We start from the raw sequence: 23,370 nt of genomic DNA on the forward strand, positions 1-23,370 counted from the left end.
ACCGCCACCACCAGCACAAAGCCGAAAGGCGGCACGAAGAAAACGAAGACTTCGAATAACCCGAGGCCACGCCGCACAGGTTAAAGATCAAGCTAAGGCGTGTTTCATAAGCCGGTCAGAGCCACTCGCAGATGATGACGATGGTCAGGACGGCCTGGAATCGGACGGCCAACTTGTCGTAGCGGGTGGCGACGCCGCGATGGCGTTTGAGCCGGGCGATGCCGTTCTCGACGGCGTGACGCATCCGGTAGAGGTCTTTGTCGAACGCGGGTGGGCGACCGCCGCGGGAGCCTTTGGCCTTGCGGTGGGCGTCCTGGTCCTTCTTGCTCGGGATGCATGCCTTGATCCCGCGTGAGCGCAGGTAGCGGCGGTTGCCACGGCTGGTGTAGGCCTTGTCGGCCAGGACCAGATCGGGGCAGGTCCGGGGTCGGCCCACCCCGAGGCGGGTGACCCGGATGCGGCGTAGGACCGGGATGAACTGCGGGCTGTCACCACGGTGCCCGGCGGTCACGACCATCGACAGAACCTTCTGTCCTTGCTCGCAGGCCAGATGGGTTTTGGTGGTCAGTCCGCCACGGGACCGGCCCAGCGCGTGATCGGCGGGCTCGTCGTGCACCCCGCCGGGTGACTCCTTCTGCAGGTGGCCGTCGATACGGGCGCCAGCGGCATGTTGATGGGCGCGACTGGTCATCGAGTCCACGCTGACCGTCCAGGCGATCCGGCCTTCCGCGTCACCGGCGGCCTGCGACGCGGACAAGATCTTGTCCCAGGTTCCGTCACGCTGCCAACGGCGGAACAGGCCGTAGACCGTCTGCCAGGGACCATACTCGGCCGGGACGTCGCGCCACGGCGACCCGATCCGGATCCGCCACCGGATCCCGTCAATGAGCTGCCGTCTGTCCCACTTCGGCGGACGGCCATTGCCCGACACGGCAGGCAGCAGCACAGCGAGCCGCTGCCACTGAGCGTCGGTGAGGTCGTGCCGCCTCGTCACCGCTAAGGTGGCCACGAGGTCTCCGGTGTGAAGTTCTAGCTTGGTCGCTGAACCATCTACCGGAGACCTCTTCAACTATCGACCACCGCCACGCCGTGACCCATACCGGCAACCACGACTTCTGAAACACGCCTTAGGTGGACGATCCCTGGCGAAGCAACCCCTCGGCGTCAGGACGTGCCGCCGAAGTCCGGCACGGTCAGCGAGCCATCCGGGCCGAGCGGGAAGCCCGGATTCCAGGCGATCTCCCACAGGTGACCGTCCGGGTCGGTGAAGCAGCCCGCGTACCCGCCGTAGAACGTCTCCCGGGCCGGCCGGGTGACGGTCGCCCCGGCCTCGGCCGCCCGACCCAGCAGCTCGTCGACCTCGTCCCGGCTCCGCACGTTCTGCGCCAGGCCCACCCCGCCGAACCCGTCGGTGCCCCGGTCGTCCAGGCCGGCGTCGTCGGCGAGCTTGTCCCGCCCCCACAGCACCACCGCCAGGCCGCCGGCCTGGAAGAACACGGTCTCCTCGACCTCCTGGCCGCGCCACCCGAGGCGCTCGTAGAAGGTGCGGGCCCGGGTCAGGTCGGCGACGCCGAGGGTGATCAGACTGATGCGCTGGTCCATGTCGGCGACCGTACCTCCGCCCCGGGCCCTGCGGGCGACACCTGGTTCGACGGCGCCTCCACCGATCAGCCACCCCGAACGAGCCGAAACCTGCCGATGCCTGAGCGTGTCCTTCCCGGACACCGGCGGTTGTACAGGGTGGACGTGGAAGCCCCTCATGAGCGAGGCGACTTGGTGACGGCGAAAGACGGTGCGGCCCGTGGCTGGCGGGCCCGGTGGGTCGGACGGGAGAACGAGCGGCGGCGCACGGCGTACGACACCGCTCTGGACGCCTGGCGCCGCCGCGACGAGGAGTTGCGCCAGCTCTACACCGAGGCCGAGGAGCCCACTCAGCCGGCGAAGCCGCCGGCGGGGCTGCCCGTGCAGCTCGACGACGACGAGATCATGCTGGCCGTGCAGCCCTCGGCGGAACTCGTCGAGGTGACCGCGCGGCACCTCAACGGTCTGCCCACCGCGGAGCTGACCGTCGTCCCCGTCGAGGACGGGTCGACCCGACTGCCGAAGGGCGTCAGCGTGGTCGACGCCGGCACGGCGGTGGTGACCGACCGGCGGCTGATCGTGCTGGGGCGCGACGAGCAGGAGGAGTGGCCGTACGCGCAGGTCGGCGGGATCGCCCACCACCCCGGCGACCCGCTCACCATGCTCCACACGAAGCGCCCGGGCCGGATCCGGGGCGTGCGGGTGCCCCGAGCCGCCGCGTCCGCCTTCCGGCTGCGACTCACCATGGCCTACGCCGACGCGACGGGAGCGCGCGCGGCGCTGCTGGACCGCCTCGACGACACGGTGGTGGACCACTGGCACGACCAGCCACCGGTCCCGACGCCGGCCACGCCCGCCGACGCCCCGCTCACCGCTCGACTCGTCCGGCCGGCCCTGGTCACCGCCGCCGCGGTGGCGCTGGCCATCGCCGCGGTTGCCAGCGTGGTCCACGGGTCCGCCCCGGACCGGCCCGTGGTCGGAATGGAGGTGGACGGCGGCACCGGGGTGGAACCCACCGACCCGGGGGTCCCGTCCGCATCCAGCGGTCTCGGCGCACCAGGCAGCGCCACCGCTCCCCCCACCGCCGGCACGACGTCCGATCAGCTGCCGGGTGCGCCACCCGGCACCGCCGCACCCATCTCCACGACGCCCACGCCGGCCGCTGGCCAACCACCGGGCCAACCCTCGTCGTCGCCGAGCGGGACGGTGAGTCCCGCGCCGAGCCCGTCCACCTCACCGAGCCCCATCCCGGCCGACCGCTGCGGGGCACCGCCCAACCCGTACGGCTACAACTACTGCGGCGGCTCCTACGTCAACAACCCTGCCTCGGACGTGTGCGACTACTTCGCCTGCGTCGACAACCTCTGGGACGGCAACGGGAACCTGGTCCAGTGCGAGGACGATCTGATCAGCAGGACCGGTATGAAGGGTGGGGGGTGCGCCGGCCATGGCGGCACCCGACGCCCGGTCTACGCCGCCTGATCGGGTCCGCCCTCACTGCCCACGGCGCGCGTCCGCAGCGGGAACAGCCCACCGAAGACCAGCGCGGCGCCGACCGGCAGCAGATCCAGGTCGACCGCGATCGCGACGAACCCGGCCAGCACCAGCACCGGCCCCCACAACGGCAGCAGCCGCAGCACGACGGCCCGGACCAGCAGCGCCAGCAGGCCCAACTCGAACAGCATCGGCCCGCCCAGCAGCACGACGTCCGGCGGAGGCACCGCCTCGGCGAAACGCGGGAACAGGTCGCCGAGGATCACGAAGATGAAGCCGGCCGCGCCGATCAGGCCGGCCACCGCGGCGATGTCGTCCACCGCCCGCAGCCGGGGCGAGACGGTACGCAACAGGCCGTGCAGCCCCACGATCAGCGCCCCGAACGCGACAATGCCGAACAGGAACAGGGTGTGCCCGGTGTTCCACGCCCAGGCACCCTTGTCGCTCTGCCCGTCCAAGCGGTCGACCAGGCGCAGGAGGCCGTAGCCGAGCAGCAGCAGCGAGGCGGTCACGCCGGTCGGCCGCAACCAGGGGTACGAGGTACGCCGCGGCGTATCGGTGAGTGTCATGGGCTCAGCCTGGCCGCCGGATGGGCCGTGGACATCCGGGTCGAACCCGTACCCGTCCCGGACCGCCCGACCCCGATCCGGCTGAGGGTTAATCGTTCGCCGTCCCGGGCCGTCCGGCGTTACCGTCCGCCCGTGTCCCGCACCGTGACCCTCGTCCTGGTCGACGCCGCCGGCGCGCCGCTCGGCGCCCTCCCCCCGTACGACGTGCCGGAACCCTGGTGGCAGCACGTCGGCGCCATCGTCGACGAAGCCCGCCGCCGGCACGGCGTCGACGTGGCCGTGCTGCGGCTGCTCGCCGCCGACCGCCCCGAACCGCCCGGCGGTCACCTCACCTACCTCGCCGAAGTGATCGACGCGCCCGTGCGCCAGCTGGCACCGGTTTCCGTGGACCTCGCGCCGCACCCGCTGCGCGCCCCGTGGGCCGAGCCCGGCGGCCCGGCCAGCAGCCTCGCCTGGGCCACCGCCGAGCTGGACCGGCTCGGCCGCCCGGTGACCGCCGTGGCCCAGCACCGCACCTGGAACCTCTCCGCGATCTGGCGACTCGACGGCGAGCGGGGCAGCGCGTGGCTCAAGCAGGTGCCGCCCTTCTTCCGGCACGAGGCCGCCGTGCTGCGCTGGCTCGGCACCGCCGCACCCGACACCGCGCCGACCCTGCTCGCCGCCGACGACGCCGGCCGGATCCTGCTCGACCACGTGCCGGGCGAGGACCGCTACGCCGCCGACCAGGCGGAACGGGCCGCCATCGCCGCCGACCACCACCGTCTCCAGCTCCGCGCCGCCGCCGACGTCAGCGCGCTGCTCGCCGCCGGCGTACCCGATCTGCGCGGGCCGGTGCTCGCCGGCTGGATCCGCGACCGGCTGGCCCCGCACGACCTCTCGGTCGTGGCCGACCTGCTCGCCGGCCTCGACGACCGGCTCGACCAGGTCCGCGACTGCGGCCTGCCCGACACCCTCGTGCACGGCGACCTGCACCCCGGCAACGTCCGCGGCGACGGCACGCGACGGACCGTCATCGACTGGGGCGACGCGTTCGTCGGGCACCCCGCCTTCGACATCCTGCGCCTCACCGAGACCCTCGAACCGGCGAGCGCCGCGTCGCTGCTCGACGCCTGGATCGCCCGCTGGCGGGCCGACGTGCCCGGCAGCGACCCGCGCCGGGCCGTCGACCTGCTCCGCCCGGTCGCGCCGCTGCGGATGGCCGCCGTGTACGCGATGTTCCTCGCCGGCATCGAGCCGAGCGAGCACCCGTACCACGTGCACGACGTGCCGGCCTGCCTGAAGCAGGCGGCGCAGACGCTCGGGGCCAGCTGAGCTACCCGGTCAGACCCGCCGCACCGGGATCCACAGCTCCGCGTCGGCGGTCTGCCCGTCTGCCGCCACCCGCACCTTCGAGATCTCCGGCCCGGGACGGCTCTCGTACGGGTTGGACGGGAACCACTGGGTGAACACGTCCCGCCACAGGTACTGCACCGCCTGCGGGAACGCCCCCGACGTGGTGAACACCGCCCACGAGCCGGCCGCCACCGGCAGGCTGTCCAGGTCGTCCGGCACGTCCGCCCCGGTCACCGCCCCGTGCCAGTAGTCCAGCTCGGTGCCCTCCGCCCGGGAGCCGGCCAGGTCGTCGCTGACGTTGACGATCCCGCGCGGCTCCTGGTCCGACAGCGCCTCGATCCGGCGTACGGTCTCCGGATCGATGCCCTTGATGAACGCCACGATGTGCGGATTCATCCCCTCATGGACCAGCGGCACCCGGGCCTTCCGCCCGGCCAGCCGGAAGGCGTCCTTCGCCACGATCCGGTACTCCATGCTGGTGCTCCCTTCGACGACGAGTCGGAAGGACATCCGGGGCTGGGCGCGCAGCGTCGCCCCCGTACGCCGGGCCTCACCCGGGCCGACCCCGTGCACGGCCCGGAACGCCCGGGCGAACGCCTCGTTCGAGCCGTACCCCCAGCGGACCGCCACGTCGAGCAGTGCCGCCTCCCCGGACAGCACCTCCGCGCCCGCGACGGTGAGCCGCCGTCGGCGCACATACTCCGACAGCGGCATCCCGGCCAGCGCCGAGAAGAGCCGCCGGAAGTGGTGCTCCGACACGCAGGCGATCCGCGCCAGCTCCGCGACGTCGAGGGGCTGGTCGAGGTGCCGTTCGAGGTGGTTCATGGCCTGGTTGAGCCGCTCCAGCACCCGATGCTCCTTCCTGTTTCCGCCACCGACGCTATGCGTCAGGTATGCCGCCGACCCGACCTCGCCGGGCCCGTTCCGGTCGGGTCTGCCGAATTCAGCAGGTGATCGGCCGACTGCCTCACCCAGGTCACAAGCTTGTGTTATAAGTATTATCTGAGGAGGCCGGATAATGCTTATATCGACGGTGGTGTGGAACGCCCTGGTCGATGCCGGGATCGTGGTGATCCCACTTGACGCCGAACACGCCGAGCTACGCCGTGGCGCTCACCGCGACGTTCTTCGTGTGGTGCGCTCGCCGGCTGCCCTCAACCCCAGCGACATCGCCGACATGAAACGCCGGCACCGGGAGCCGGTCCTCCTCGTTGTGCCGGCGGCCACCCCCGCTGTCCGAGCTGCGGTCGAGGCCGCCGGCTGGTCCTGGCTGATCGATGACGGGCGAGACGCCACGGGCATTCTTCGAGTGGCAGGCCAGCTGATACCTATCGGGGGGAGGGACGCCGAGTCGCCGTCCCAACGCGCCCGGCCCGGTCGTGTGCCGTGGGGCACCTACACGTTGGTGCGCAGGTTGATACAGCGGCCCTGGTCCGGGCAGCAGCAGTTGGCAGCCGTCACCGGCGTCTCCCAGCCACGCGTGTCACAGGCCCTCGCCGCATTGACAGAACAAGGTCTCGTGCACCGCACACCGGCCGGCTGGGACGTCACTGACTTCGACGCAGCCGTCGAATGGTGGCTGCGCTCGTACCCGGGACCGCGTGGCCTGAGAACCCTCTGGTACGGCTTGGAACCACCGGTGGAGCAGGCGGACATGGTCGTCAGCATGCTGAAAAGGGGTGACCACGGGCGAACTGCGATCTCCGGTGACGTGGCTGCCGACCACATCGCCCCGTGGCGAAGCCCGCGACGGGCAGTCGTCTACACCCAGACCGGCGTGGACCTGACCAGGGCCGGTTTCGCACCGGCCGGTGCCGCAGACGCAACAGTGGAACTGATCGTGCCCGAGGACCCCGGCGTATGGCTGGGCCCGACGCCGGAGAAACCACCACGGAGCCTGCCGCTGGCGGATCCCTTGCAGATTCTCTGGGACGTAGCGCGCGTCCCAGGACCGGACACCGATGAGGCAGCACGGCACTTGCAGCGAGTGCTGCGTGACCGCCGTCAAAGGACCACCGGAGGTCACGCAGCATGACTGGACCGACATCACGCGGTTCTGTGCCATTCGACGTCTTGGCGCTGACCTCGACAAGCCGCGCCGCCGATGCGGGATTTCTGACGCTGGCGGACCTGTCGTCGATCGCCGCGGAGTTGGCGTTGGACCACCGGATCGTCGGCGGACACATGGTCACTCTTCTTACCGCGGCGCATGGCGTCGCCGGCCAGGTGCCGATGCGGGAGACCCTCGATGCTGACTTCGCGGCACTGCCCGCGGTCATCGCAGATCCTCGGCTTCCTCGAGCCCTCGCCGATTGCGGCTATCACCGCACAGATGCCGCTAACCGCTTCATCCGCGAACATCAGGACAACCACGGGCCGCTGAACCTCGTCGTGGACATTCTCGCTCCATCCTTCGAGAACAGGCTGGTGCCGAACCAACGTCACGGCGATCTGGTTGTGGACGAGGTGCCCGGGCTCGTTCTCGCGTTACACCGCCCGGCGACTCTGGTCCACCTGCAGGTGCGGCTGACGAACGCCGACGAGCTGGCACTACAGGTGAGGCTTCCCGACCTCGTCTCGGCGCTCTGCGTCAAGGCTCTGGCCTACCGAGGTCGCTTCGCCGCGAAGGACGCGATCGACCTCTGGCGCCTCCTCAACGCCGCTCAAGCTGCAGGGCTGACCGCAGAGACCTGGCCGACCAGTGCCACCGGCCGGGACTCCGCCCACATACTCCATCGCTTCTTCGGAATCCCCGGCGCGACCGGTCTTACCCAGGTGTCGGCATCGTCCGCGGACCGGACGCGCATGCAGGCGCTGATAGCTCGTATCGTCGCCCGACCTGCATGATCGACCCCGCCCGGACCTCGACCAATCACCATCGCTCAACCTGAAGCGGGAGCGGCGCCACAAGAAGAAGTTCGGACTGCGAGACCTGCGACGTTTGCGACGGCGACGGCCGGACTGCTGCGACCTTGGCCTCTTCTCGCTGGTGCGCCCCGGCAGGGCCGGGGCGCACCCTGGATGAGCTATTCCGAACCGTCCGGTCCGGCCACGGACCCGGCAGCGACCGCCGCGCCGGACGTGACGGCCGAGCCGGACGGTGGAGTGGCGGCGGGCGCGAAGAGGACCCGTGACCGCAACTGCCGGAACCCGGTCCGTTCCAGTTCCGCCACCACCGCCACCCGGTGGGCGTCCACATCGGCCACCACCTCCCGGGCGCCGCCAGCGACCAGTACCCTGACCGCCTCAGCCAGCAGCTCACCCCGGACGGCCTCGTCGAGCAGGCCGAGGTAGGCGATAAGTGGATAGCAGGCATCCCCAGCCGTTCCGACCAGGCCAACCGGCTCTCCGGCCTGCAACGCGACGCGCCAGCCCTCGACCGGCCCGGTCAGCCAGGCCAGCGGATCGGTGGCCAGATCCACGCCGCCGACGGCCCGCGCTATCTCCATGCCGGTCAGCACGTCCGGCTCCGCGATTCGGTTGACCAGGGCGTTGATCTCCGCCGCGTCGGCCGCCGGGCGGAAGGTGTACCGCCCGGAGGACGCCGGCAGGGGCGTACCCGTCCAGGAGCATCTCAGCCGCTCACCGCGCTCCACGAGCCGGCGAACCGGGCTGCGGCCATCGGAGCCTTGACCACGGCGAGTACCTCCGGCAGGCGCCGCCAGTGCGCCGGCAACGCGGCGTAGTACAACCCTGGACCGCCGAGTGCCTTGTGCGCGGCGCGGAGCAGCGCGGCGCCCACCTCCGGCTCGGCGGCCAGGTCGAACCGTTCCAGCCGGGGAGCGCCGGCGGCACCGGGCGGCAGGAGCCAGGCCGCCCGGCCGATGACGCGGCCGGCTCGGAGGGCGACCCAGGTGTTCTCAGGCCGGTAGCCGCCGCCGGCGATGCCGTCGGCGTAACTGACCTGACGCAGCTGGGGCAGCGGATCGGGCATGGAACCGAACAGACTTTCCTCGCCCGCGACAAGCGAACGGATGACCAGCTCGGTCATAGGTTGATCCTCCGGGCAGCAGACGCCCCGGGTCAGATCCGCGTGGACGCCGGGACGCGGAGGGGGCGCAGAACATCGGACATTGTTCCGACCTCCTTCCAGCTCAACGGCGTGCCCGAGAACCTAAGCGACGTACCCGCCCGCCGCAAACACAATCGATCACGGGCCGCTTCGCCCGACACCAACGCGCCTAAAACCCTTACTTTCCAGGCTCTCAGTGCGGCTCGACGGCACACAGACGCCCCTCTCACCAGGCCAGCGAGAAACACCGGCTCGGTCCGGTCCATCACGGCGGATCCCGCTCAGGCAACGCCCGGGTCGCTGGGCGCGATCCGCGCAAGGTGCGCGGCGACAACGGCCCTGCCAGCCGCGCCCGGCATCCGGCTGGGGCGCAGGACGGCGTGCAGGATCACCCCGTCGACGAGCGCGTACAGCCGCTCAGCCTCGACCGTCTGATCCAGGTCGGGTCGTAGCGCGCCGCTGTCGGCCAACCGCCTGATCATCATCTGGAACGCCTCGACGAGGCGCGCGTCGATCTCCGCACGGAGGCTGGCCAGGTTCGGTTCGACGACCGCCCGAGCGGTGAACGCCAACCACACCTCACACTCGCCGCGCCGCCGCCGGTCCAGCGGCAGCATCTCGTCGATCATCGCGAGCACCACGCGTCGCTGGTCGCCCGTGAGGTCCACGGCCCGCAGCCGCGCCTCGATCCGGTCGCCCACCAGGCGCAGCGCGAAGCCGAGCAGCTCGGACTGGGTGGCGAAGTAGTGCCGTAGCGAGCCCATGGACAGGCCCGCCTCGCGCGCCACGTTGCGCACCGATGCCTGCTCCAGCCCGTCGCGCACGACGATCCGCCACACCGCCTCCGCGAGCTCCGTGCGACGGGCCTCGGCATCCACCATCTTCGGCACCTCGCCTTTATAGCACAGTCGTGCTACGTTGCCGTTACAACACAGGCGTGCTACAAAAATGGGGAGGACGGATGCCATGTCGAGAATGGGTCTGGCTGGCCGCCGCGGTGATCGGCTGGATCGCCGTCAATGGAGCCGTGCTGCTCCTCGCGCCCAACCACGCGCCCTTCGACTGGCCGGCGCAGCATGACCCGCCTTCTGGGACCGGCCAGGTAATCGCCGCTCAGTTCACCCTGGTCGAACTGCTGCTGCTGGGCGTCGTCGGGTATGCACTCACCCGCCGGCGACCGGATCCGGCGATCGCCGAGCGAATCCCCCAGGGCCCCACCGCCCACCGCGAAATATGGCTGCTCATCGCGTACGGCATCCTCGCCCAGGTCGGCGGCCTGGTCCTCGGCCGGGCACTCGACTGGCATCCGATCGGCTTCCACCTTGCCGGAACACTGGTCGGCACCACCGACCCGATCCGGCCGGCCGAGGCAATCGGCTGGGCCGCGTACAACGGCCTGACCTACGCGCTGCTGCCATACCTGTGGTTCCGCCGGCGGTACACCACCCACCAACTCTGCCTCCGCTCGGCGGACCGCCGCGGAGACGTGGTGCTCATCCTGGTCGTGCTGGTTCTCGAGTCGCTCGCCCAGTGGGCGGTGCTCGGCCACGCGTTCTCCGGGCTGACGGCCGGGCAGATCGCGGTCGGCGCACCGTTGACGTTCGTGCTCTACCTGGCCGGCACCGTCCTGCCCACCGTCATATTCGTGCAGGGCCTCCTCGTACCCCGGTACGCACGGCTCACCGGCTCCACGGCCGGCACGCTGGTCCTCGGCGGTCTGACCTACGCGGCACTGCATGTGTTCGAGGGTTGGGGACGGTACGGGTCGCTGCACGACTTTGTGCTGACGATCCTGTTCGTGCTGCTCATCTACGCCCTACCCGGTGCGTTCAAAACCTGGCTGACGGTACGGACCGGCAACGCGTGGGTGCATGCCTGGGCGTACCACGCCGTCGCGCCGCACACCATGCACGACACCGGGCTGGTGGTTCGGATCTTCCGGCTATGAAGCGACGCGACAGCGCCAGCTTGACCTTCGCCGGCGATGTGGAGGGTTCCGTTCGCGATCCAGATCTTGAAGTAGTGGTAGACCAGCTTGTGGTGGGGGAAGTCGGCCGGTAGCGCGTCCCACTGGCAGTATGTGGAGCGGTCCTTGCGGTTGGAGTGCGACGACGGGTAGACCGCCTGGCGAGGTCAGGACCGACGGAGGCGTCCCCGCCGGATCCGCCAGCGCGTAATAGAGGTGGCGCCCCTTCTCGGTGCCGTCGCTTACTGCGTGACGGTGGCCTCGACCCGCTTGCCGCGTGCTTCGAGGACGGCTGGCCGCCGACCGGGTCCGCCGGTGCAAGCCGCACGTGCCGCGCGGCACCCATGACCCGCTGCATTGAACCACTGTGGACCCGCCATATCCGGGTGCCTGGGATGTGACGACAACCACAGTGACCCCGCGGCCGGCATCTCGTTGGGCGGGTGTGCGATCAGGCGGCGGACAGCATGCCGCGACGGGGGAGGCGAGTACCATGGCGGAGCACACCGGCTGGGGAGACCTGCGCGAGCGCCGGGCGGCGGATCCGGACGCGGACGAGGCGTACGAGGCCGCCCGGATCGAGTTCGAGCTGCGGCAGGCGATCCGGGAGCTGCGGCGCCGCTCCACCCCGCTAGTGCACCGCCGGCCTGCCCGCCGCTGACCGCAGCAGCGGCCCACCAGTTCGTGGCACGGCCGCCGTTTCCTGTTGCCCGCTTCATTGGTTGTACCGGGTGAATGATCCTCGTGAAAGGCGGCCCCGGGTGACCCATGCGGGCAGGATCGGCACCGGTTGGCGGGCGCGCTGGGCCAGCCGGGCGAACGAACGGCGGCGACGCGCCCACGCGGACGCCGTCGAGGCCTGGTGCCTGGAAGGCGTACGCCTGCGGCGCCTGCGGGCGGCTGCAGAGGAGTTGCCGTCGGTCCGGGCGGTCGTGCCCGTGGACCTCGCATCCGGCGAGACCGTGGTCGCCGTCCAGCCGTCGACCGGGCTGGTCACCGTGCCCCGCCACGCCGACCTGCCCCGAGCCGAGCTCTCCGCGGTGCCGGTCATCGGCCCGGATGCCGCGCCCCTTCCCGCGGGCATCCGGGTAACCGAGGCCGGGACCGCCGTGGTCACCGACCGTCGCGTCGTCCTGATCGGACGGAAGCGGACCCGCCAGTGGACCTACGCGGAGCTGGGCGGTCTCACCCACCACCCGGGAGTGCCGGTGACCCTGCTGCACGGACCCACCGGGGTCCTGGTGGCTGGTCTCCGCGTGCCCCGCGGCGCGGCACCGCAGTTCCGGCTACGACTGACCCTGGCGTACGCCGACGCCACCGGGCAGCGGGCGGCCGTCCTCGCCCGGCTCGACGAGGCCGTGGCCGCCAACCGGCGGACGCCACCCCCGGCGCCGGTGCTGGTCAGCGCCGCCCACGCACCCGGGTACCCCCGCCTCACCCGCACGGCGGTGGCCGCCGCGGCGGCAGTCTTCCTCGTTGCCGTGGCCACGCTCCCCACGACGACCGGCCCGGACCCGGCCAGCCGCCCACCCACCGCCCGGCCCACCGTGGGTGGCGTCGCTGTCGCGCCCACCGCCGATACGGGGATCGGACCAACCGCCAGCGGCAGCCCAACGGCGGAGCCCGAGCTGCCCGGGAGCGTTGCCCTGGACCCGGGACCTTCGGGCGTGGCGGGTGGCGGCCCGGTGCTGCTGCCGCAGCTGCTGGTGCCACATCCCGCGGACCGGACCCCCAGCCGGACGCCGCAGACCGGGCCGCCGTCCGGCCCGGTCCCCACCCCGAGCCCTGCCGCGCCGAGCGAGACGGCACAGCCGTCCCCCTCCCCGACGGCCCCACCGGCCCCGACACCGACACCGGTGGACCGGTGTGGGGCACCGGAGAACCCGCTCGGCTACACCTATTGCGGGGGCGCGCTGATCCACGAGCCGGCCACGGACGTGTGCCGCTGGTTCGCCTGCGTGGAGGGCTTCTGGTCCGGGCACGGCTACCTGGTGCGGTGCGGGGACGGCACGGTCGGCATGGTCGGTGGCCGGTACGGCACCTGTCCCGACCGGTCCGGCCGGAGGGATCCGGTTTACGGGCCCACCGCCGATGGCGACCCGGCGATGGCCAGCGCCGCCCCCGTACCCGCCGCCTACGACCTCCTCTGACCGTGAGGATGCGGCAGCGCGGGCCATGCCGCGTCAGCGCAGCGGAACCGGCATCCCGAACACGACCGGGACGCCGGGGGAGAAGAGCACACTCACCGGCGGCCCCGGCGTCGTCGGCAGCCCGGCGGAAGTCACCAGGTCGTCGTCGAGGTGCAGCAGCTCGGCCCGGTGCAACGGCCACTGTGGATGCCAGTTCGGCAGGTGCAGCGTGCGCCCGTACGCCCGGGTGTGCAGGCCCCACCGGGCGGTGAGGAAGTGCTCGAGCGGGGTCGGGTCGGCGATCGGCTCGGCCACCCGGACCTCCATCCGGCTGGTCGCGCCGGCCGGGCCGGGCCAGCGGCGCCGGCATCGGTAGGTGTAGCGGTCCCCGTCCCGGTCCATTCGCATCGCCGACCACTTGTACGGCAGTCGCAGGCTCAGCTGGGCGACCAGCACCGGCAGTAGCCGGGACGCGTCGAGGGAGCGGAACACCACGGCGCGCCGGCCGGTGTCGTCGACCGAGTACAACCTGACGTTGGTCTCCCAGAAGCTGCCGAAGTGCGGCACGCTCGGGCCGCGCCCGAGGCCCAGCCCCACCATCCGGAAGCCGATCAGGCCGACGTAGGTGAGGCCGTCGAGGGTGTCCGGGCGGGTGCCGGCGGGCAGCAGCGGCGCGACGAGGTCCGGCGCGACGGCCCAGTGCAGGAAGGTCAGGTCCTGCCAGCGTTGCCGCAGGCACGCCCACCGGAACGCCCTCGTGGGCGCGCAGTCCACCGGCTCGATGTCCACGTGGTCAATCGTGCCCCGTCTCCGCGAGCGCCTGCTGTCAGGTGAGGAACGCCAACAGGCGCTGGACCGTCTCGTCCGGCGCTTCCTCGGGAAGGAAGCGCCCGGCGGCGACGGGGCCCCCGTCGACCTGGTCGGCCCAGGACCGCCACACCTCCAAGGGCTGATACCAGGTCGCGACGGGTCCGGCGTCACTCCACAGCGCCAGGACCGGGCACCGGATGCGTCTGGTGCCGCGGTCGGCCTCGTCGTGCTGGTAGTCCAGCGTCGCCGCCGCCCGGTACTGCTCGCAGATCGCGTGGATGTTCTCCGGCGGGCGCAGTTTCGCCACGTACTCCGCCCGGACCGCTGCGGGGAAGCTGCCCGGCACCTCCGACAGCGAGTCGAGCATGTAGTCGACGATGACCTCCGGCGCCTGCGCGACGAGCCGCTCGGGCACCGGGTCGGGAGCGGCGAGGAACGACCACAGCCAGAAACCGAGGCTGAAGGCCATGTCCGCGCGGCCGAACGCGTCGCCGGTGGGCACGATGTCGAGCACCGCCAGGCGGGTCACGGTGTCGGGATGGTCCAGGGCCATCCGGTACGCGCACCGCCCGCCGCGATCGTGCCCGACCACCGCGAACGTGTCGTAGCCCAGCAGCCGCATGACCTCCACCTGCTCGGCCGCCACCCGCCGCATGCTGTACGCGGCGTGGTCCGGCGTGCTGGGCGGGGTGCCGCTGTCGCCGAAGCCGCGCAGGTCGGTGGCGACCACGGTGAACCGTTCCGCGAGGCGCGGCGCGACCCGGTGCCACATGAGGTGGGTCTCGGGCATGCCGTGCAGCAGCAGCACCGGCGGACCGTCGCCACCGCGCCGTCCGTGCACGGTGCTGTCGGTGGTGCTGATGTCCAGGTCCTCGAAGCCGTCGAACACCGGATGCCGCGCCTCCTCACGTCTCACCGGCAGCCGGCGACGCCGGGCAGGTCAGAATCGTCGTGCACCCGGTTCAACGACCCGGTCGACGTGCTGAGCGGCACCGCTCGCCGCGGCCGGACGGCTCATTCCGGCCGGTTGCAGACCGCCTCGACGTTGTTGCCGTCCGGGTCGCGGACGAACGCGCTGTAGTAGGTCGGGTGGTATTCCGGCCAGACCCGGGGCGCGTGCAGCACCTCCGCGCCGGCCGCCACCGCGGCGTCATGGAACGCCTGCACGGCGGCCCGGTCCGGGGCGGTGAAGGCGATGTGCGACTCCAGCGGCGCGCCGGCCTCGGCGGGCGCGGGAACCAGCCAGAAGTCGGGACGGTCGACGCCGTAACCGATCGGGCCGGGTTCCATGATCCGCCGGGCGCCCAGCGGGGCGAGCACCGCGTCGTAGAAGGCCGCGCTGGCCGGCAGGTCGCGCACCATGACGGAGAAATGGTCGAGCACGTCGCCTCCCTGCGATCGTCGATGACCCGGCCAGGCTACGAGCCGCCTACGACACTTCCCCGCCCGCATAGTAGGTCGCATGGCAGGCGGACTGCTCCTCGACGCTGAACGCCGCCACGTCCTCCGGGTCGATCGCCGACAGGTACGCCAGCACCTCCTCGGCCTCCGCCGTTGCGAGCGCCCGCAGTTGGTCGAGGGCGTGGTCCGGCCCGGCGCCGCACAGCAGCTGCCACTCCACGAGCCCGGGCCACCAGCACCGTCAGCTCCGGAATCCGCACCCGCGACCGCGGCCGCATCGACGCCCGTGCACCCCATCCCGCGGCTGCCAACGAGGAGAACACGACCGCGAATAGGGATCATTGCCCCAGAACCAGCCAAAACAATCCGGACGGCGTGTCACGAATTCAGCAGCAGAGTCGACCAGGATGGCAAACGCCGGGGTCAGTTGGTGCACGTTTAAGCCGCTTGCCCAGATCGAGGAATACAAGGCCAGCAAGGGCTGGTCAATGCCGTTCGTCTCGTCCCACGGCACGTCGTTCTCCAACGACTGCGGCGCCAGTGGCGGCTTCATGCTCAGCGCGTTCCTGCGCGACGGCGACGACGTCTACCGGACCTACAGCACGACCGCGGCGTGGACCAGCTGCTCTTCGTCAACAGCGTCATGGATCTCACCGTCTATGGCCGCCGGGAGGATTGGGAGGACTCCTCGGCCGACTGGCCGCAGTTCGCGACCTACGGCTGGGCCGCTGAGGACGTGATTCGCCCCATGCAAGGCGAGCCGCGTCCTCAGTTACTCAGCCGTCGATGCTGGTGTGGTCGGCCCAACCGCACTTGGCGCCGGTCGTGTCACTTGCGCCGTCGACCAGGCAGACTTCCATGGAGATGTTCTCCCCGGTGAGGACGTTCGTCCACGGGTCCCAATAAACGGGAGGACCGGCGTAGCCGAGCCCGTTGTACTTGGTGTAGGTCGACTCGTAGTCGAAGACCACCGTGGCCCGCACGCCGTGGCCGTCGGTGCAGTAGTCGTGGATCTTGAAGAAGTCGTCGTTTGTCGAACCGTCCGAGTAGGTTCCACTGTCGACGAACTCGATCGCTCCGCAGTGGTCCGTGGTATACGCCCAGAAGCTGTCGTTGGCTGCGAAGGCCGGGCTCGATGGCAGCAGAGCCGCGGCCGTCCCGAGCGTGAGCGTGGCGAGCGTTGCGGCGATACGTCGTCTCATCTTTCCCCCCTACGGAGATCCATTGGCGGCCCTCGTGAACGCCAATGTGGATCACTGATCCGTGTCAGAGTCTAGCGGCGATCGTCATCGTCGTTTGCCCCCTCAATTGCATCTAATCGATGTGTAAGCACGGCAATTGGCCATCACGGGTACGGCCTGTTTGCGTGATTCCACTGATGCGCTGTGAATTCGGTGTCCCATACGGTCGCCACTGATCGGCCTCAATGCCCAAGCAAAGTCGATCGATCGTGGCCAGAATGCAGTAAATAGGGCGGCGATGAGCATTTTGTCGGCGTGGTGACGCGCATGGCCACCGCCGAGCGGCTTACCACAGTGGACAGGCCGTCCCTGCGGGTACGGCAGCTCGCCGGCACCAGCCACGCGATGGTCGCCGAACGCCCGCAGGAACTCTCCACCCTCATCACCGACTTCCTCGCACGGCAACCCACGATTGAGCCCGCGTCGCGACGGCCCCCCTCGACCGCAGCGTCGGGTGGGTCAGCTGGCGATGACCACTTTGCCGCTGGTGTGCCCGGCCTTGACGTGCCGGATCGCCTCCGCTGCCCGGGTGAGCGGGAAGGTGCGCTCGACCACCGGGCGGACCTGCCCGGCCTCGATGTGCCCGGTCAGCGCCGCGAGGTTGGCCGTGCACTCCTTCGCTACCAGCGGCGCGAGCCGCTGGCCGACGAACGGGGAGAGCGCGAGCGCCCGCAGCTGGCGGTCGAAGCCCTGCAGCCAGCGGCCGTCGCGGGCCTCCCCGCCGACCAGCACGAGCGTCCCCTTCGCGGTGAGGATCCGCCGCAACCGGGACAGCGGCCGGTTGCCCGCGGTGTCGATGATGACGTCGTACCGCCGGTCGGGCAGGTCGTGGCGGGTGTAGTCGATCACGTCGTGCGCGCCGAGCGAGCGGACCAGGTCGAGCTTGGTCGGGCCGCAGAGTCCGGTGACCTGCGCGTCGGCAGCGCGGGCGAGCTGCACGGCGTAGGAGCCGACGCCGCCGCCGGCGCCGATGACGAGGACACGCTGGTCGGGGCGTACCCGGGCGGCGTCGCGGACGGCGGTGAGCGCGGTCTGCCCGGAGACGGGTACGGCCGCGGCTTCGGTGAAGGTGAGGCTGGCGGGTTTCGGGGCGAGCCGGCCGGCGGGCGCGAGTGCGTACTCGGCGAAGCTGCCGGCGCCGGTGCCGTAGACCTCGTCACCGGGGGTGAAGGTGGTGACGCCGGGCCCGACGGCGGTGACCACGCCGGCCAGGTCCATGCCGGGGACGCGGTTGCGGGGGCGGCGCAGTCCGTAGCCGAGGCGGACCGCGTAGGGCAGGCCGGTCATCAGGTGCCAGACGCCGGGGTCGACACCGGCCGCCCGTACCTGGACGAGCACCTGGCCGGCCCTGGGGGTGGGTGTTTCGACGTCGGTCAGCCGGAGCGGGTCGGCCGGGCCGTAGCGGTCCTGGACGATCGCTTTCACGACTCCTCCTGCGGGTAGTGGAACACGTCGGTGAGCGGCACGCCGAAGATGGCGGCGATCTGGAACGCCATTTCCAGGGACGGCGAGTAGCGGCCCTGTTCGATGGCGATGACGGTCTGCCGGGTGACGCCGACCTGGCGGGCCAGCTCGGCCTGGGTCATCTCGTCGTGGGCGAAGCGCAGCGATCGGATGGAGTTGGTGACGCGGGTCGGCTTCACCACGACTGGAAGCCCCGCCGGTAGGCGACGATCTTCGCGACCGAGGCGACCACCGCCGACAGCATGAAGCACAGGTAGAGGACGTTGGCGATCCAGAACTGGTCCCAGTTCGCGAGCGCCATCGCCAAGGCGGCCACCCCGCCGACGACCGTGAAGGACTGCCCGATGTGGTAGCCGGCCCGGTGGATCTCCCGGTCCCGCTGGTCCTTCTCGTTGGCGCCCTCGGGGGAGGCGATCGACACGGCGATGTTCAGCGCGATCGACGTGACGGTCGCGGCGGCCACCGTCGCCAGCAACGGGGCCGCGTAGTGGACGTCGGTGAGCGGTTCCCCGTCCGCGCGGCCGAGCACGATGATCACGTACGCGGCGTAGCCGGCGACCGCGACGAGACCCATGATCCAGGCGCGTTTCTCCTCGAAGGCCATGCCAACCCTCCCCGAGGTAAAGAATTCTTGACACCATCGAGTGTCAAGCACGGTCGACACCATGTCAAGAATTGTTTACTTCCTTGAGAACGTCCGACCTGGCTGCTGTGATGTGCCCGTGGGTGAAACCGAGGCGCGGCGCACCGTCGAGGCGGTGTGGCGGATCGAGGCCGGCCGGGTCGTCGCCGGCCTCGCCGCGCTCGTCCGCGACGTCGGCCAGGCCGAGGAACTCGCCCAGGACGCCCTCGTCGCCGCCCTCGAGCAGTGGCCGCGCGACGGCGTGCCGGCCAACCCCGGGGCGTGGCTGATGACCGTCGGCAAGCGCCGGGCCGTCGACATGCTGCGCCGCAAGCAGACCCAGCAGCGTACGCTCGCCGAACTCGGCCGGGACCTCGACGAGCAGCACATCCCCGACTTCGACGCCGCCGTCGAGGACCGCATCGAGGACGACCTGCTGCGGCTGATCTTCGTGGCCTGCCACCCGATCCTGTCCCCGATCGCCCGGGCCGCGCTCACCCTGCGGCTGCTCGGCGGCCTCACCACCGGCGAGATCGCCCGCGCCTTTCTCACCTCCGAGTCCACCGTCGGGCAGCGGATCACCCGCGCCAAGCAGACCCTCGCCACCGCCAAGATCCCGTTCGAGGTGCCCGGCCCCGCCGAACGCGCCGAACGCCTCGACTCGGTCCTCGAGGTCGTCTACCTGATCTTCAACGAGGGCTACTCCGCCACCGCCGGCGACGACTGGATGCGCCCCACCCTCGCCCAGGAGGCGCTGCGGCTGGCCCGGCTGCTGCAAGGGCTGATGCCCGACGAGCCGGAGGTGCACGGACTGGCCGCGCTGCTGGAGATCCAGGCGTCGCGTACCCGCGCCCGCACCGGCCCCGACGGCGAACCGATCCTCCTCAACGACCAGGACCGCAGCCGCTGGGACCAGTGGCTCATCCGCCGCGGCCTGGCCGCCCTCGACCGGGCCCGCACCGACCACCCCGGCCCGTACGCCCTCCAGGCCGAGATCGCCGCCTGCCACGCCCGGGCGCGTACCCCGGAGGAGACCGACTGGACGCGGATCGCCGGTCTCTACGGGGACCTCTTCCGGCTCGTGCCCTCGCCGGTGGTCGAGCTGAACCGGGCCGTCGCCGTCGCCCAGGCCGACGGCCCCGCCGCGGGCCTCGAACTCGCCCGCGAGCTGGAGTACGAGCCGGCGCTGGAGAATTACCACCTGCTCCCGAGCGTGCTCGGTGACCTGCTGTTCAAGCTCGGCCGGCACGACGAGGCGCGTGCCGAGTTCGAGCGGGCGGCTTCGCTGACCGGCAACGCCAGGGAGCGTTCTCTGCTGCTGGCGCGAGCTGCAGAATGCGGCTCCTAAAAAATCTTGGAAACTCATGTCGGATCCGGGTCGGCCCGATCGACGCGTCAGTGAGAGCACCGATGACGAGGAGATCGAGATGACCAGTACGACGCTCACCCAGGCCGGGACGACACGGGGTGTCTCGACCGGCGCCCTGCTCGCCGCGGGGGCCGCCGCCGGGCCGCTGTTCCTGGGGCTGGGCCTCGCGCAGGCGTTCATCCGGGACGGCTTCGACCTGAGCCGGCAGCCGCTGAGCCTGCTCACCCTCGGCGAGTACGGCTGGATCCAGATCGGCAACTTCGTACTCTCCGGGCTGCTGGCCCTCGCCGGCGCCGCCGGCCTCCGGCGGGCGCTGCGCGGCGGCCCCGCCGGGACGTGGGGGCCGGCGCTGGTGGCCATCCTCGGCACCGGCCTGATCGTCGCCGGGGTCCTCCGTCCCGACCCGAGCATGGGGTGGCCGGCCGGCGCGCCGGAGGGCAACCCCGAGACGATGAGCTGGCACTCCTACGGTCACGGGGTCGGGGCGCTGCTGTCCTTCGGGTCGCTGACCATCGCCTGCCTGGTGTTCGGCCGCCGCCAGCTGCGCCTCGGCGCCCGCGGCTGGGCCGTGTACTCGGTGCTCAGCGCGCTGGCGACGGTCGTCGTCATGGCCTGGCCCGATCAGGACAGCATCAGCGTCCGGATGGTTGTCGGCTCGTTCTTCGTCTTCGCCTGGCTCACCGCCGTTTCCCTGCACACCATCACCGAGAGGAACCACTGAAATGCGTTACATGATGATGCACAAACTGGACGAGTCCGTTCCCGGCACCTTCGAGCCGAGCCCGGAGTTCATGAAGCGGATGGGCGCCTACATGGAGGAGGTCGCCAAGGCCGGGATCCTGGTCGCCGCCGAGGGGCTGTGCAAGAGCAGCGAGGAGTCCGCCCGGATCACCGCCACCAAGGGCAAGACCACCATCACCGACGGGCCGTTCACCGAGACCAAGGAACTCATCGCCGGGTTCGGCCTGGTCGAGGTGCGGTCGAAGGAGGAGGCGGTCGAGTGGGCCAAGCGGTTCGTCGACGTCTTCACCCAGAGCGGGATCGACGTCGAGGTCGACGTGCGGCGGGTGAGTGAGGGCCCGCACGAGGGCTGACCAGGCGGCGGGCCCGGCCGTCACATCGCCGGCCGCCGGCCCGTCCCACGAGCATGAGAGCACTCGTACGTGGGGTGGCCGCGCTGCTCGGGGTGGCATCGCTGGTGGTCGGGGTGTGGGCGCTGACCCGGCCGGACTCGTTCAGCTCGGCGGTGGCGTTCCCGCCGCACGAGCACTTCGTGCACGACGTCGGGGCGTTCCAGCTCGGCATCGGGGCCACCCTGCTGCTGGCGCTGATCTGGGCCGACGCCCTGGCGGTCGCCCTGGCCGGATACGTCGTCGGCGGAGTGGCCCACACGGTGTCGCACGTGATCGACGCCGACCTGGGCGGCAGCGCGGCCCAGACCTGGGCGGTCGGGTTGACCGCCGTCCTCGCCCTGGCCGCATTGGTCGTCCGGCTGCGCCAGCTCGGGTGGGTGGTCGGCTACGTCGACCCCACCCCCGCTCCCGAGTGGGCGCCGCTGCTGCGGCAGAAGACCGTCGTGCTGACCACGTACAAGCGGGACGGGAGCGCCGTGCCGACGGCGGTGAGCGTCGCGGTGGTGGGGGAGCGGGCGTACGTGCGCAGCTTCGAGAAGGCGTGGAAGACCAGGCGGCTGCGCAACAACCCGCGGGTGACCGTGGCACCGTCGACGACGCTGGGGAAGCCGACCGGGGCGGCCGTGGAAGCGGAGGCGCGGCGGCTGACCGGGGCGGAGTACCGGGCGGCCAGCCGAGCCCTCAGCCGGAAGCATCCGATGCTGCACGGGGTGCTGGTGCCGCTGATGCACCGGCTCGGGCGGGCCAGGACCGGCCGGACGGTGCACTTCGAGCTGACTCTGGCAACGACCGGACATCCGATCACCACCGCTACGGCACAGCGGCCTCGACGTCGTTCAGCCGCTGCGAGTAGTGACCTTCACGGGTGACGGCATCATCCGTCCCCGGCCGGTCCGGCCCGCGGTGTGGACGCGAACCGGACCGGCCGTGAGTCGACGGCTCACCGGTGAGGGGTGGGGCGGGTGCCCGGGGCGGGAGCGCCCAGGCAGGACGGTGCCGTCACGACGACGACTGGGCGTACGAGCGTGGTCCGGCCTTCGCGGTTGGTGCTGATGGCATAGCCGACGACGAGCGTGTCGGCGGCCGGGATCTGCCACGGCTTGATGACCATGCGGACGCCGTCGTCGCGTAGCTCGTAGGTGATCGGGGACCTGGCCAGTTGGTCGGCGACCTGCTCCGGGGTCGGGTCGGCCGGCAGCTGGAACGCCGGGTCGATGTCCGGCGGTGTGGTGCACCGATCAGCTGGGACCATGGCCATCGCGACGGTACGTGCGCCGGCCCGGGCGAGCGCGGCGTTCAGCTCCGCGGGGTTCCTCAGCTGGGTCGGGCGGATGGTCACGGCGACGGACCCGTCGGCGTGCCGGTCCACGGTGTAGGCCGACGCCGGTTCCCCGGTCGACCAGGGCTCGGCGACGACGAGCGCCGTCGCCGCGGCGGCCGCGGCCGCTCCGGCCAGACCGATGGCGAGGCGGCGACGCCCCACGTGCCGGGATCGGACCTGCGGGTGCGCGTCCTGCGCCGCGAGGATACGCGCCAGCATGGTGCGGGCCTCCGGGCCGTACGGGTCGGGCCGGGTGACGGCGGGGTCGGCGGCCCGTAGGCGGGCGAGGGCGGTGGTCGTGAGGTTGTTCATGAGCTGGTACTCCCTCCGGCAACGATGGATGACCGTGGGCGCCGGGCCGCCGAGGTGTCGCGGTCCTCGGTGGCCAGCAGCCGGCTGGCGAAGCGACGCCGAGCCCGGTGTAGTCGCACTTTCAGCGCGGTTGGGCGGCAGCCGAGGACGAGCGCCGCCTCGGCCACCTCCAGGCCTTCCCACTCGATCAGCCGCAGGACCTCCTGGTCAGCGGGAGAGAGTTCGGCGAGCACCGCCCGTACCCGAAGCCGCTCATCGATCTGCCCCGCGTGGTCCTCGACCCGGGCGTCACCGGCGGTGGCCGCCCGCACGGACAGCCGGTCCCGGCGGGTACGCGACCGCAGTTCGTTGGCGATCACCTGGCGGGCGGTGGCGTACAGCCAGGCCCGCGAATGGTCGGCGGGCAGCTCGGCGAACCGGCGCCAGGCGACGAGGAAGGTGCTGGCGACGATGTCACCAGCCGCGTCGGCGCCCACCCGACGTGTCGCGAAACGCGTCAGCTCCGCGTAGTGGGCGTCGAACAGCTCCTCGAAACGCCTACGGGCGGCCGCGCTGTCTGATTCCATACCCGGGAATGTCCACCAGCCGTGCTCGGGTTACCGCCGTCTTTACGT

Annotated in this window: 29 protein-coding genes; 12 read left to right on the forward strand and 17 right to left on the reverse strand. The window is 71.3% G+C overall.

All coding sequences use genetic code 11. The annotated features are described in order from the left end of the window. Positions 1–115 precede the first annotated feature (115 nt). Complete coding sequence (locus ACFYOS_RS33640; RefSeq protein WP_387150571.1) at positions 116–994, reverse strand: IS5 family transposase; 879 nt, start codon at positions 992–994, stop codon at positions 116–118. A gap of 170 nt (positions 995–1,164) precedes the next feature. Further along, positions 1,165–1,602 carry a VOC family protein gene (locus ACFYOS_RS33645; RefSeq protein WP_387150477.1) on the reverse strand — a complete coding sequence of 146 codons (438 nt, stop codon included), beginning with the start codon at positions 1,600–1,602 and terminating at the stop codon, positions 1,165–1,167. A 174-nt stretch (positions 1,603–1,776) separates the two neighbouring features. On the opposite strand from ACFYOS_RS33645, the gene ACFYOS_RS33650 reads away from it, so the two are divergent. Further along, positions 1,777–3,063, forward strand: a complete 1,287-nt coding sequence (locus ACFYOS_RS33650; RefSeq protein WP_387150480.1) for a hypothetical protein — start codon at positions 1,777–1,779, stop codon at positions 3,061–3,063. Here ACFYOS_RS33650 and ACFYOS_RS33655 read toward each other — a convergent pair. Beyond that, a complete protein-coding gene (locus ACFYOS_RS33655) occupies positions 3,051–3,644 on the reverse strand; it encodes a hypothetical protein (RefSeq protein ID WP_387150483.1) in 594 nt (197 codons plus the stop codon). The genes ACFYOS_RS33650 and ACFYOS_RS33655 overlap by 13 nt on opposite strands. Positions 3,645–3,776: 132 nt before the next feature. Here ACFYOS_RS33655 and ACFYOS_RS33660 point away from each other — a divergent pair, with 132 nt between their 5' ends. Further along, positions 3,777–4,955, forward strand: coding sequence for a phosphotransferase family protein (locus ACFYOS_RS33660; protein ID WP_387150486.1), 1,179 nt, complete (start codon positions 3,777–3,779; stop codon positions 4,953–4,955). A 9-nt stretch (positions 4,956–4,964) separates the two neighbouring features. On the opposite strand, the gene ACFYOS_RS33665 is transcribed toward ACFYOS_RS33660, so the two are convergent. Then, on the reverse strand, positions 4,965–5,825 hold the full coding sequence (locus tag ACFYOS_RS33665) for a helix-turn-helix domain-containing protein (protein WP_387150488.1): 861 nt from the start codon (positions 5,823–5,825) through the stop codon (positions 4,965–4,967). Positions 5,826–5,994: 169 nt separating this feature from the next. On the opposite strand from ACFYOS_RS33665, the gene ACFYOS_RS33670 reads away from it, so the two are divergent. Further along, positions 5,995–7,011: a MarR family transcriptional regulator gene (locus ACFYOS_RS33670; protein WP_387150491.1), complete on the forward strand. Its 1,017-nt coding sequence runs from the start codon at positions 5,995–5,997 to the stop codon at positions 7,009–7,011. A 38-nt stretch (positions 7,012–7,049) separates the two neighbouring features. Beyond that, positions 7,050–7,823, forward strand: a complete 774-nt coding sequence (locus tag ACFYOS_RS33675; RefSeq protein WP_387150493.1) for a hypothetical protein — start codon at positions 7,050–7,052, stop codon at positions 7,821–7,823. A 179-nt stretch (positions 7,824–8,002) separates the two neighbouring features. Here ACFYOS_RS33675 and ACFYOS_RS33680 read toward each other — a convergent pair whose 3' ends face one another. The 3 genes from ACFYOS_RS33680 to ACFYOS_RS33690 all read right to left on the reverse strand — a co-directional run bounded on the left by ACFYOS_RS33680 (position 8,003) and on the right by ACFYOS_RS33690 (position 9,869). Continuing rightward, positions 8,003–8,572: a hypothetical protein gene (locus ACFYOS_RS33680; RefSeq protein WP_387150495.1), complete on the reverse strand. Its 570-nt coding sequence runs from the start codon at positions 8,570–8,572 to the stop codon at positions 8,003–8,005. Next, entirely contained in the window at positions 8,551–8,967 is a 417-nt protein-coding gene (locus tag ACFYOS_RS33685; RefSeq protein WP_387150496.1) for a hypothetical protein, read from the reverse strand. The genes ACFYOS_RS33680 and ACFYOS_RS33685 overlap by 22 nt, the downstream gene beginning before the upstream one ends. A 302-nt stretch (positions 8,968–9,269) precedes the next feature. Further along, positions 9,270–9,869 (reverse strand): TetR/AcrR family transcriptional regulator, encoded by a 600-nt coding sequence (locus tag ACFYOS_RS33690; RefSeq protein WP_387150498.1) that lies wholly within the window; start codon positions 9,867–9,869, stop codon positions 9,270–9,272. Positions 9,870–9,949: 80 nt separating this feature from the next. Here ACFYOS_RS33690 and ACFYOS_RS33695 point away from each other — a divergent pair, with 80 nt between their 5' ends. The 3 genes from ACFYOS_RS33695 (at position 9,950) to ACFYOS_RS33705 (ending at position 13,104) form a co-directional block, all read left to right on the forward strand. After that, entirely contained in the window at positions 9,950–10,936 is a 987-nt protein-coding gene (locus ACFYOS_RS33695; RefSeq protein ID WP_387150501.1) for a hypothetical protein, read from the forward strand. 511 nt (positions 10,937–11,447) lie between these two features. Further along, entirely contained in the window at positions 11,448–11,615 is a 168-nt protein-coding gene (locus ACFYOS_RS33700; protein ID WP_387150504.1) for a hypothetical protein, read from the forward strand. 100 nt (positions 11,616–11,715) lie between these two features. Further along, positions 11,716–13,104: a hypothetical protein gene (locus tag ACFYOS_RS33705; RefSeq protein ID WP_387150507.1), complete on the forward strand. Its 1,389-nt coding sequence runs from the start codon at positions 11,716–11,718 to the stop codon at positions 13,102–13,104. Between the two features lie 33 nt (positions 13,105–13,137). Here ACFYOS_RS33705 and ACFYOS_RS33710 read toward each other — a convergent pair whose 3' ends face one another. The 4 genes from ACFYOS_RS33710 to ACFYOS_RS33725 form a co-directional block, all read right to left on the reverse strand. Further along, positions 13,138–13,872: a YqjF family protein gene (locus tag ACFYOS_RS33710; protein WP_387150510.1), complete on the reverse strand. Its 735-nt coding sequence runs from the start codon at positions 13,870–13,872 to the stop codon at positions 13,138–13,140. A gap of 37 nt (positions 13,873–13,909) precedes the next feature. Continuing rightward, a complete protein-coding gene (locus ACFYOS_RS33715; protein ID WP_387150514.1) occupies positions 13,910–14,809 on the reverse strand; it encodes an alpha/beta fold hydrolase in 900 nt (299 codons plus the stop codon). A gap of 98 nt (positions 14,810–14,907) precedes the next feature. After that, positions 14,908–15,276: a VOC family protein gene (locus tag ACFYOS_RS33720; protein ID WP_387150517.1), complete on the reverse strand. Its 369-nt coding sequence runs from the start codon at positions 15,274–15,276 to the stop codon at positions 14,908–14,910. A 46-nt stretch (positions 15,277–15,322) separates the two neighbouring features. Beyond that, complete coding sequence (locus tag ACFYOS_RS33725) at positions 15,323–15,514, reverse strand: hypothetical protein (RefSeq protein WP_387150519.1); 192 nt, start codon at positions 15,512–15,514, stop codon at positions 15,323–15,325. Between the two features lie 187 nt (positions 15,515–15,701). On the opposite strand from ACFYOS_RS33725, the gene ACFYOS_RS33730 reads away from it, so the two are divergent. Further along, positions 15,702–16,034, forward strand: a complete 333-nt coding sequence (locus ACFYOS_RS33730) for a DUF899 family protein (RefSeq protein ID WP_387150521.1) — start codon at positions 15,702–15,704, stop codon at positions 16,032–16,034. A gap of 36 nt (positions 16,035–16,070) precedes the next feature. On the opposite strand, the gene ACFYOS_RS33735 is transcribed toward ACFYOS_RS33730, so the two are convergent. From ACFYOS_RS33735 to ACFYOS_RS33750, 4 genes are all read right to left on the reverse strand, one after another. Continuing rightward, positions 16,071–16,496, reverse strand: a complete 426-nt coding sequence (locus tag ACFYOS_RS33735; protein WP_387150523.1) for a hypothetical protein — start codon at positions 16,494–16,496, stop codon at positions 16,071–16,073. 498 nt (positions 16,497–16,994) lie between these two features. Beyond that, positions 16,995–17,960 (reverse strand): NAD(P)-dependent alcohol dehydrogenase, encoded by a 966-nt coding sequence (locus ACFYOS_RS33740; RefSeq protein ID WP_387150526.1) that lies wholly within the window; start codon positions 17,958–17,960, stop codon positions 16,995–16,997. After that, positions 17,957–18,181, reverse strand: coding sequence for a helix-turn-helix transcriptional regulator (locus ACFYOS_RS33745; RefSeq protein WP_387150528.1), 225 nt, complete (start codon positions 18,179–18,181; stop codon positions 17,957–17,959). Before ACFYOS_RS33745 ends, ACFYOS_RS33740 begins: the two co-directional genes overlap by 4 nt. Then, positions 18,175–18,603, reverse strand: a complete 429-nt coding sequence (locus ACFYOS_RS33750; RefSeq protein ID WP_387150531.1) for a hypothetical protein — start codon at positions 18,601–18,603, stop codon at positions 18,175–18,177. Before ACFYOS_RS33750 ends, ACFYOS_RS33745 begins: the two co-directional genes overlap by 7 nt. Before the next feature lie 118 nt (positions 18,604–18,721). Here ACFYOS_RS33750 and ACFYOS_RS33755 point away from each other — a divergent pair, with 118 nt between their 5' ends. The 4 genes from ACFYOS_RS33755 to ACFYOS_RS33770 all read left to right on the forward strand — a co-directional run bounded on the left by ACFYOS_RS33755 (position 18,722) and on the right by ACFYOS_RS33770 (position 21,992). Next, entirely contained in the window at positions 18,722–19,969 is a 1,248-nt protein-coding gene (locus tag ACFYOS_RS33755) for an RNA polymerase sigma factor (protein ID WP_387150534.1), read from the forward strand. A 79-nt stretch (positions 19,970–20,048) separates the two neighbouring features. After that, complete coding sequence (locus ACFYOS_RS33760) at positions 20,049–20,711, forward strand: DUF998 domain-containing protein (protein WP_387150537.1); 663 nt, start codon at positions 20,049–20,051, stop codon at positions 20,709–20,711. A gap of 1 nt (position 20,712) precedes the next feature. Further along, positions 20,713–21,084 (forward strand): YciI family protein, encoded by a 372-nt coding sequence (locus ACFYOS_RS33765; RefSeq protein ID WP_387150540.1) that lies wholly within the window; start codon positions 20,713–20,715, stop codon positions 21,082–21,084. 53 nt (positions 21,085–21,137) lie between these two features. Further along, positions 21,138–21,992, forward strand: a complete 855-nt coding sequence (locus ACFYOS_RS33770) for a PPOX class F420-dependent oxidoreductase (protein ID WP_387150543.1) — start codon at positions 21,138–21,140, stop codon at positions 21,990–21,992. 71 nt (positions 21,993–22,063) lie between these two features. Here ACFYOS_RS33770 and ACFYOS_RS33775 read toward each other — a convergent pair whose 3' ends face one another. Together ACFYOS_RS33775 and ACFYOS_RS33780 are read right to left on the reverse strand one after the other, a co-directional pair. Beyond that, positions 22,064–22,756, reverse strand: coding sequence for a hypothetical protein (locus tag ACFYOS_RS33775; RefSeq protein WP_387150545.1), 693 nt, complete (start codon positions 22,754–22,756; stop codon positions 22,064–22,066). Continuing rightward, positions 22,753–23,322 (reverse strand): RNA polymerase sigma factor, encoded by a 570-nt coding sequence (locus tag ACFYOS_RS33780; protein WP_387150548.1) that lies wholly within the window; start codon positions 23,320–23,322, stop codon positions 22,753–22,755. Before ACFYOS_RS33780 ends, ACFYOS_RS33775 begins: the two co-directional genes overlap by 4 nt. Between the last annotated feature and the right edge of the window lie 48 nt (positions 23,323–23,370).

Source organism: Micromonospora sp. NPDC005806, from assembly GCF_042871425.1.
In the GTDB taxonomy this organism is placed as follows: Bacteria; Actinomycetota; Actinomycetes; order Mycobacteriales; family Micromonosporaceae; genus Micromonospora.

Coding starts and splice junctions, on each gene's coding strand:
- ACFYOS_RS33730 (WP_387150521.1), top strand. CDS start 15,702: ATGGCAAACGCCGGGGTCAGTTGGTGCACGTTTAAGCCGCTTGCCCAG.
- ACFYOS_RS33775 (WP_387150545.1), bottom strand. CDS start 22,756: ATGAACAACCTCACGACCACCGCCCTCGCCCGCCTACGGGCCGCCGAC.
- ACFYOS_RS33655 (WP_387150483.1), bottom strand. CDS start 3,644: ATGACACTCACCGATACGCCGCGGCGTACCTCGTACCCCTGGTTGCGG.
- ACFYOS_RS33670 (WP_387150491.1), top strand. CDS start 5,995: ATGCTTATATCGACGGTGGTGTGGAACGCCCTGGTCGATGCCGGGATC.
- ACFYOS_RS33735 (WP_387150523.1), bottom strand. CDS start 16,496: ATGAGACGACGTATCGCCGCAACGCTCGCCACGCTCACGCTCGGGACG.
- ACFYOS_RS33685 (WP_387150496.1), bottom strand. CDS start 8,967: ATGACCGAGCTGGTCATCCGTTCGCTTGTCGCGGGCGAGGAAAGTCTG.
- ACFYOS_RS33770 (WP_387150543.1), top strand. CDS start 21,138: ATGAGAGCACTCGTACGTGGGGTGGCCGCGCTGCTCGGGGTGGCATCG.
- ACFYOS_RS33750 (WP_387150531.1), bottom strand. CDS start 18,603: ATGGCCTTCGAGGAGAAACGCGCCTGGATCATGGGTCTCGTCGCGGTC.
- ACFYOS_RS33645 (WP_387150477.1), bottom strand. CDS start 1,602: ATGGACCAGCGCATCAGTCTGATCACCCTCGGCGTCGCCGACCTGACC.
- ACFYOS_RS33780 (WP_387150548.1), bottom strand. CDS start 23,322: ATGGAATCAGACAGCGCGGCCGCCCGTAGGCGTTTCGAGGAGCTGTTC.
- ACFYOS_RS33690 (WP_387150498.1), bottom strand. CDS start 9,869: ATGGTGGATGCCGAGGCCCGTCGCACGGAGCTCGCGGAGGCGGTGTGG.
- ACFYOS_RS33695 (WP_387150501.1), top strand. CDS start 9,950: ATGCCATGTCGAGAATGGGTCTGGCTGGCCGCCGCGGTGATCGGCTGG.
- ACFYOS_RS33765 (WP_387150540.1), top strand. CDS start 20,713: ATGCGTTACATGATGATGCACAAACTGGACGAGTCCGTTCCCGGCACC.
- ACFYOS_RS33700 (WP_387150504.1), top strand. CDS start 11,448: ATGGCGGAGCACACCGGCTGGGGAGACCTGCGCGAGCGCCGGGCGGCG.
- ACFYOS_RS33760 (WP_387150537.1), top strand. CDS start 20,049: ATGACCAGTACGACGCTCACCCAGGCCGGGACGACACGGGGTGTCTCG.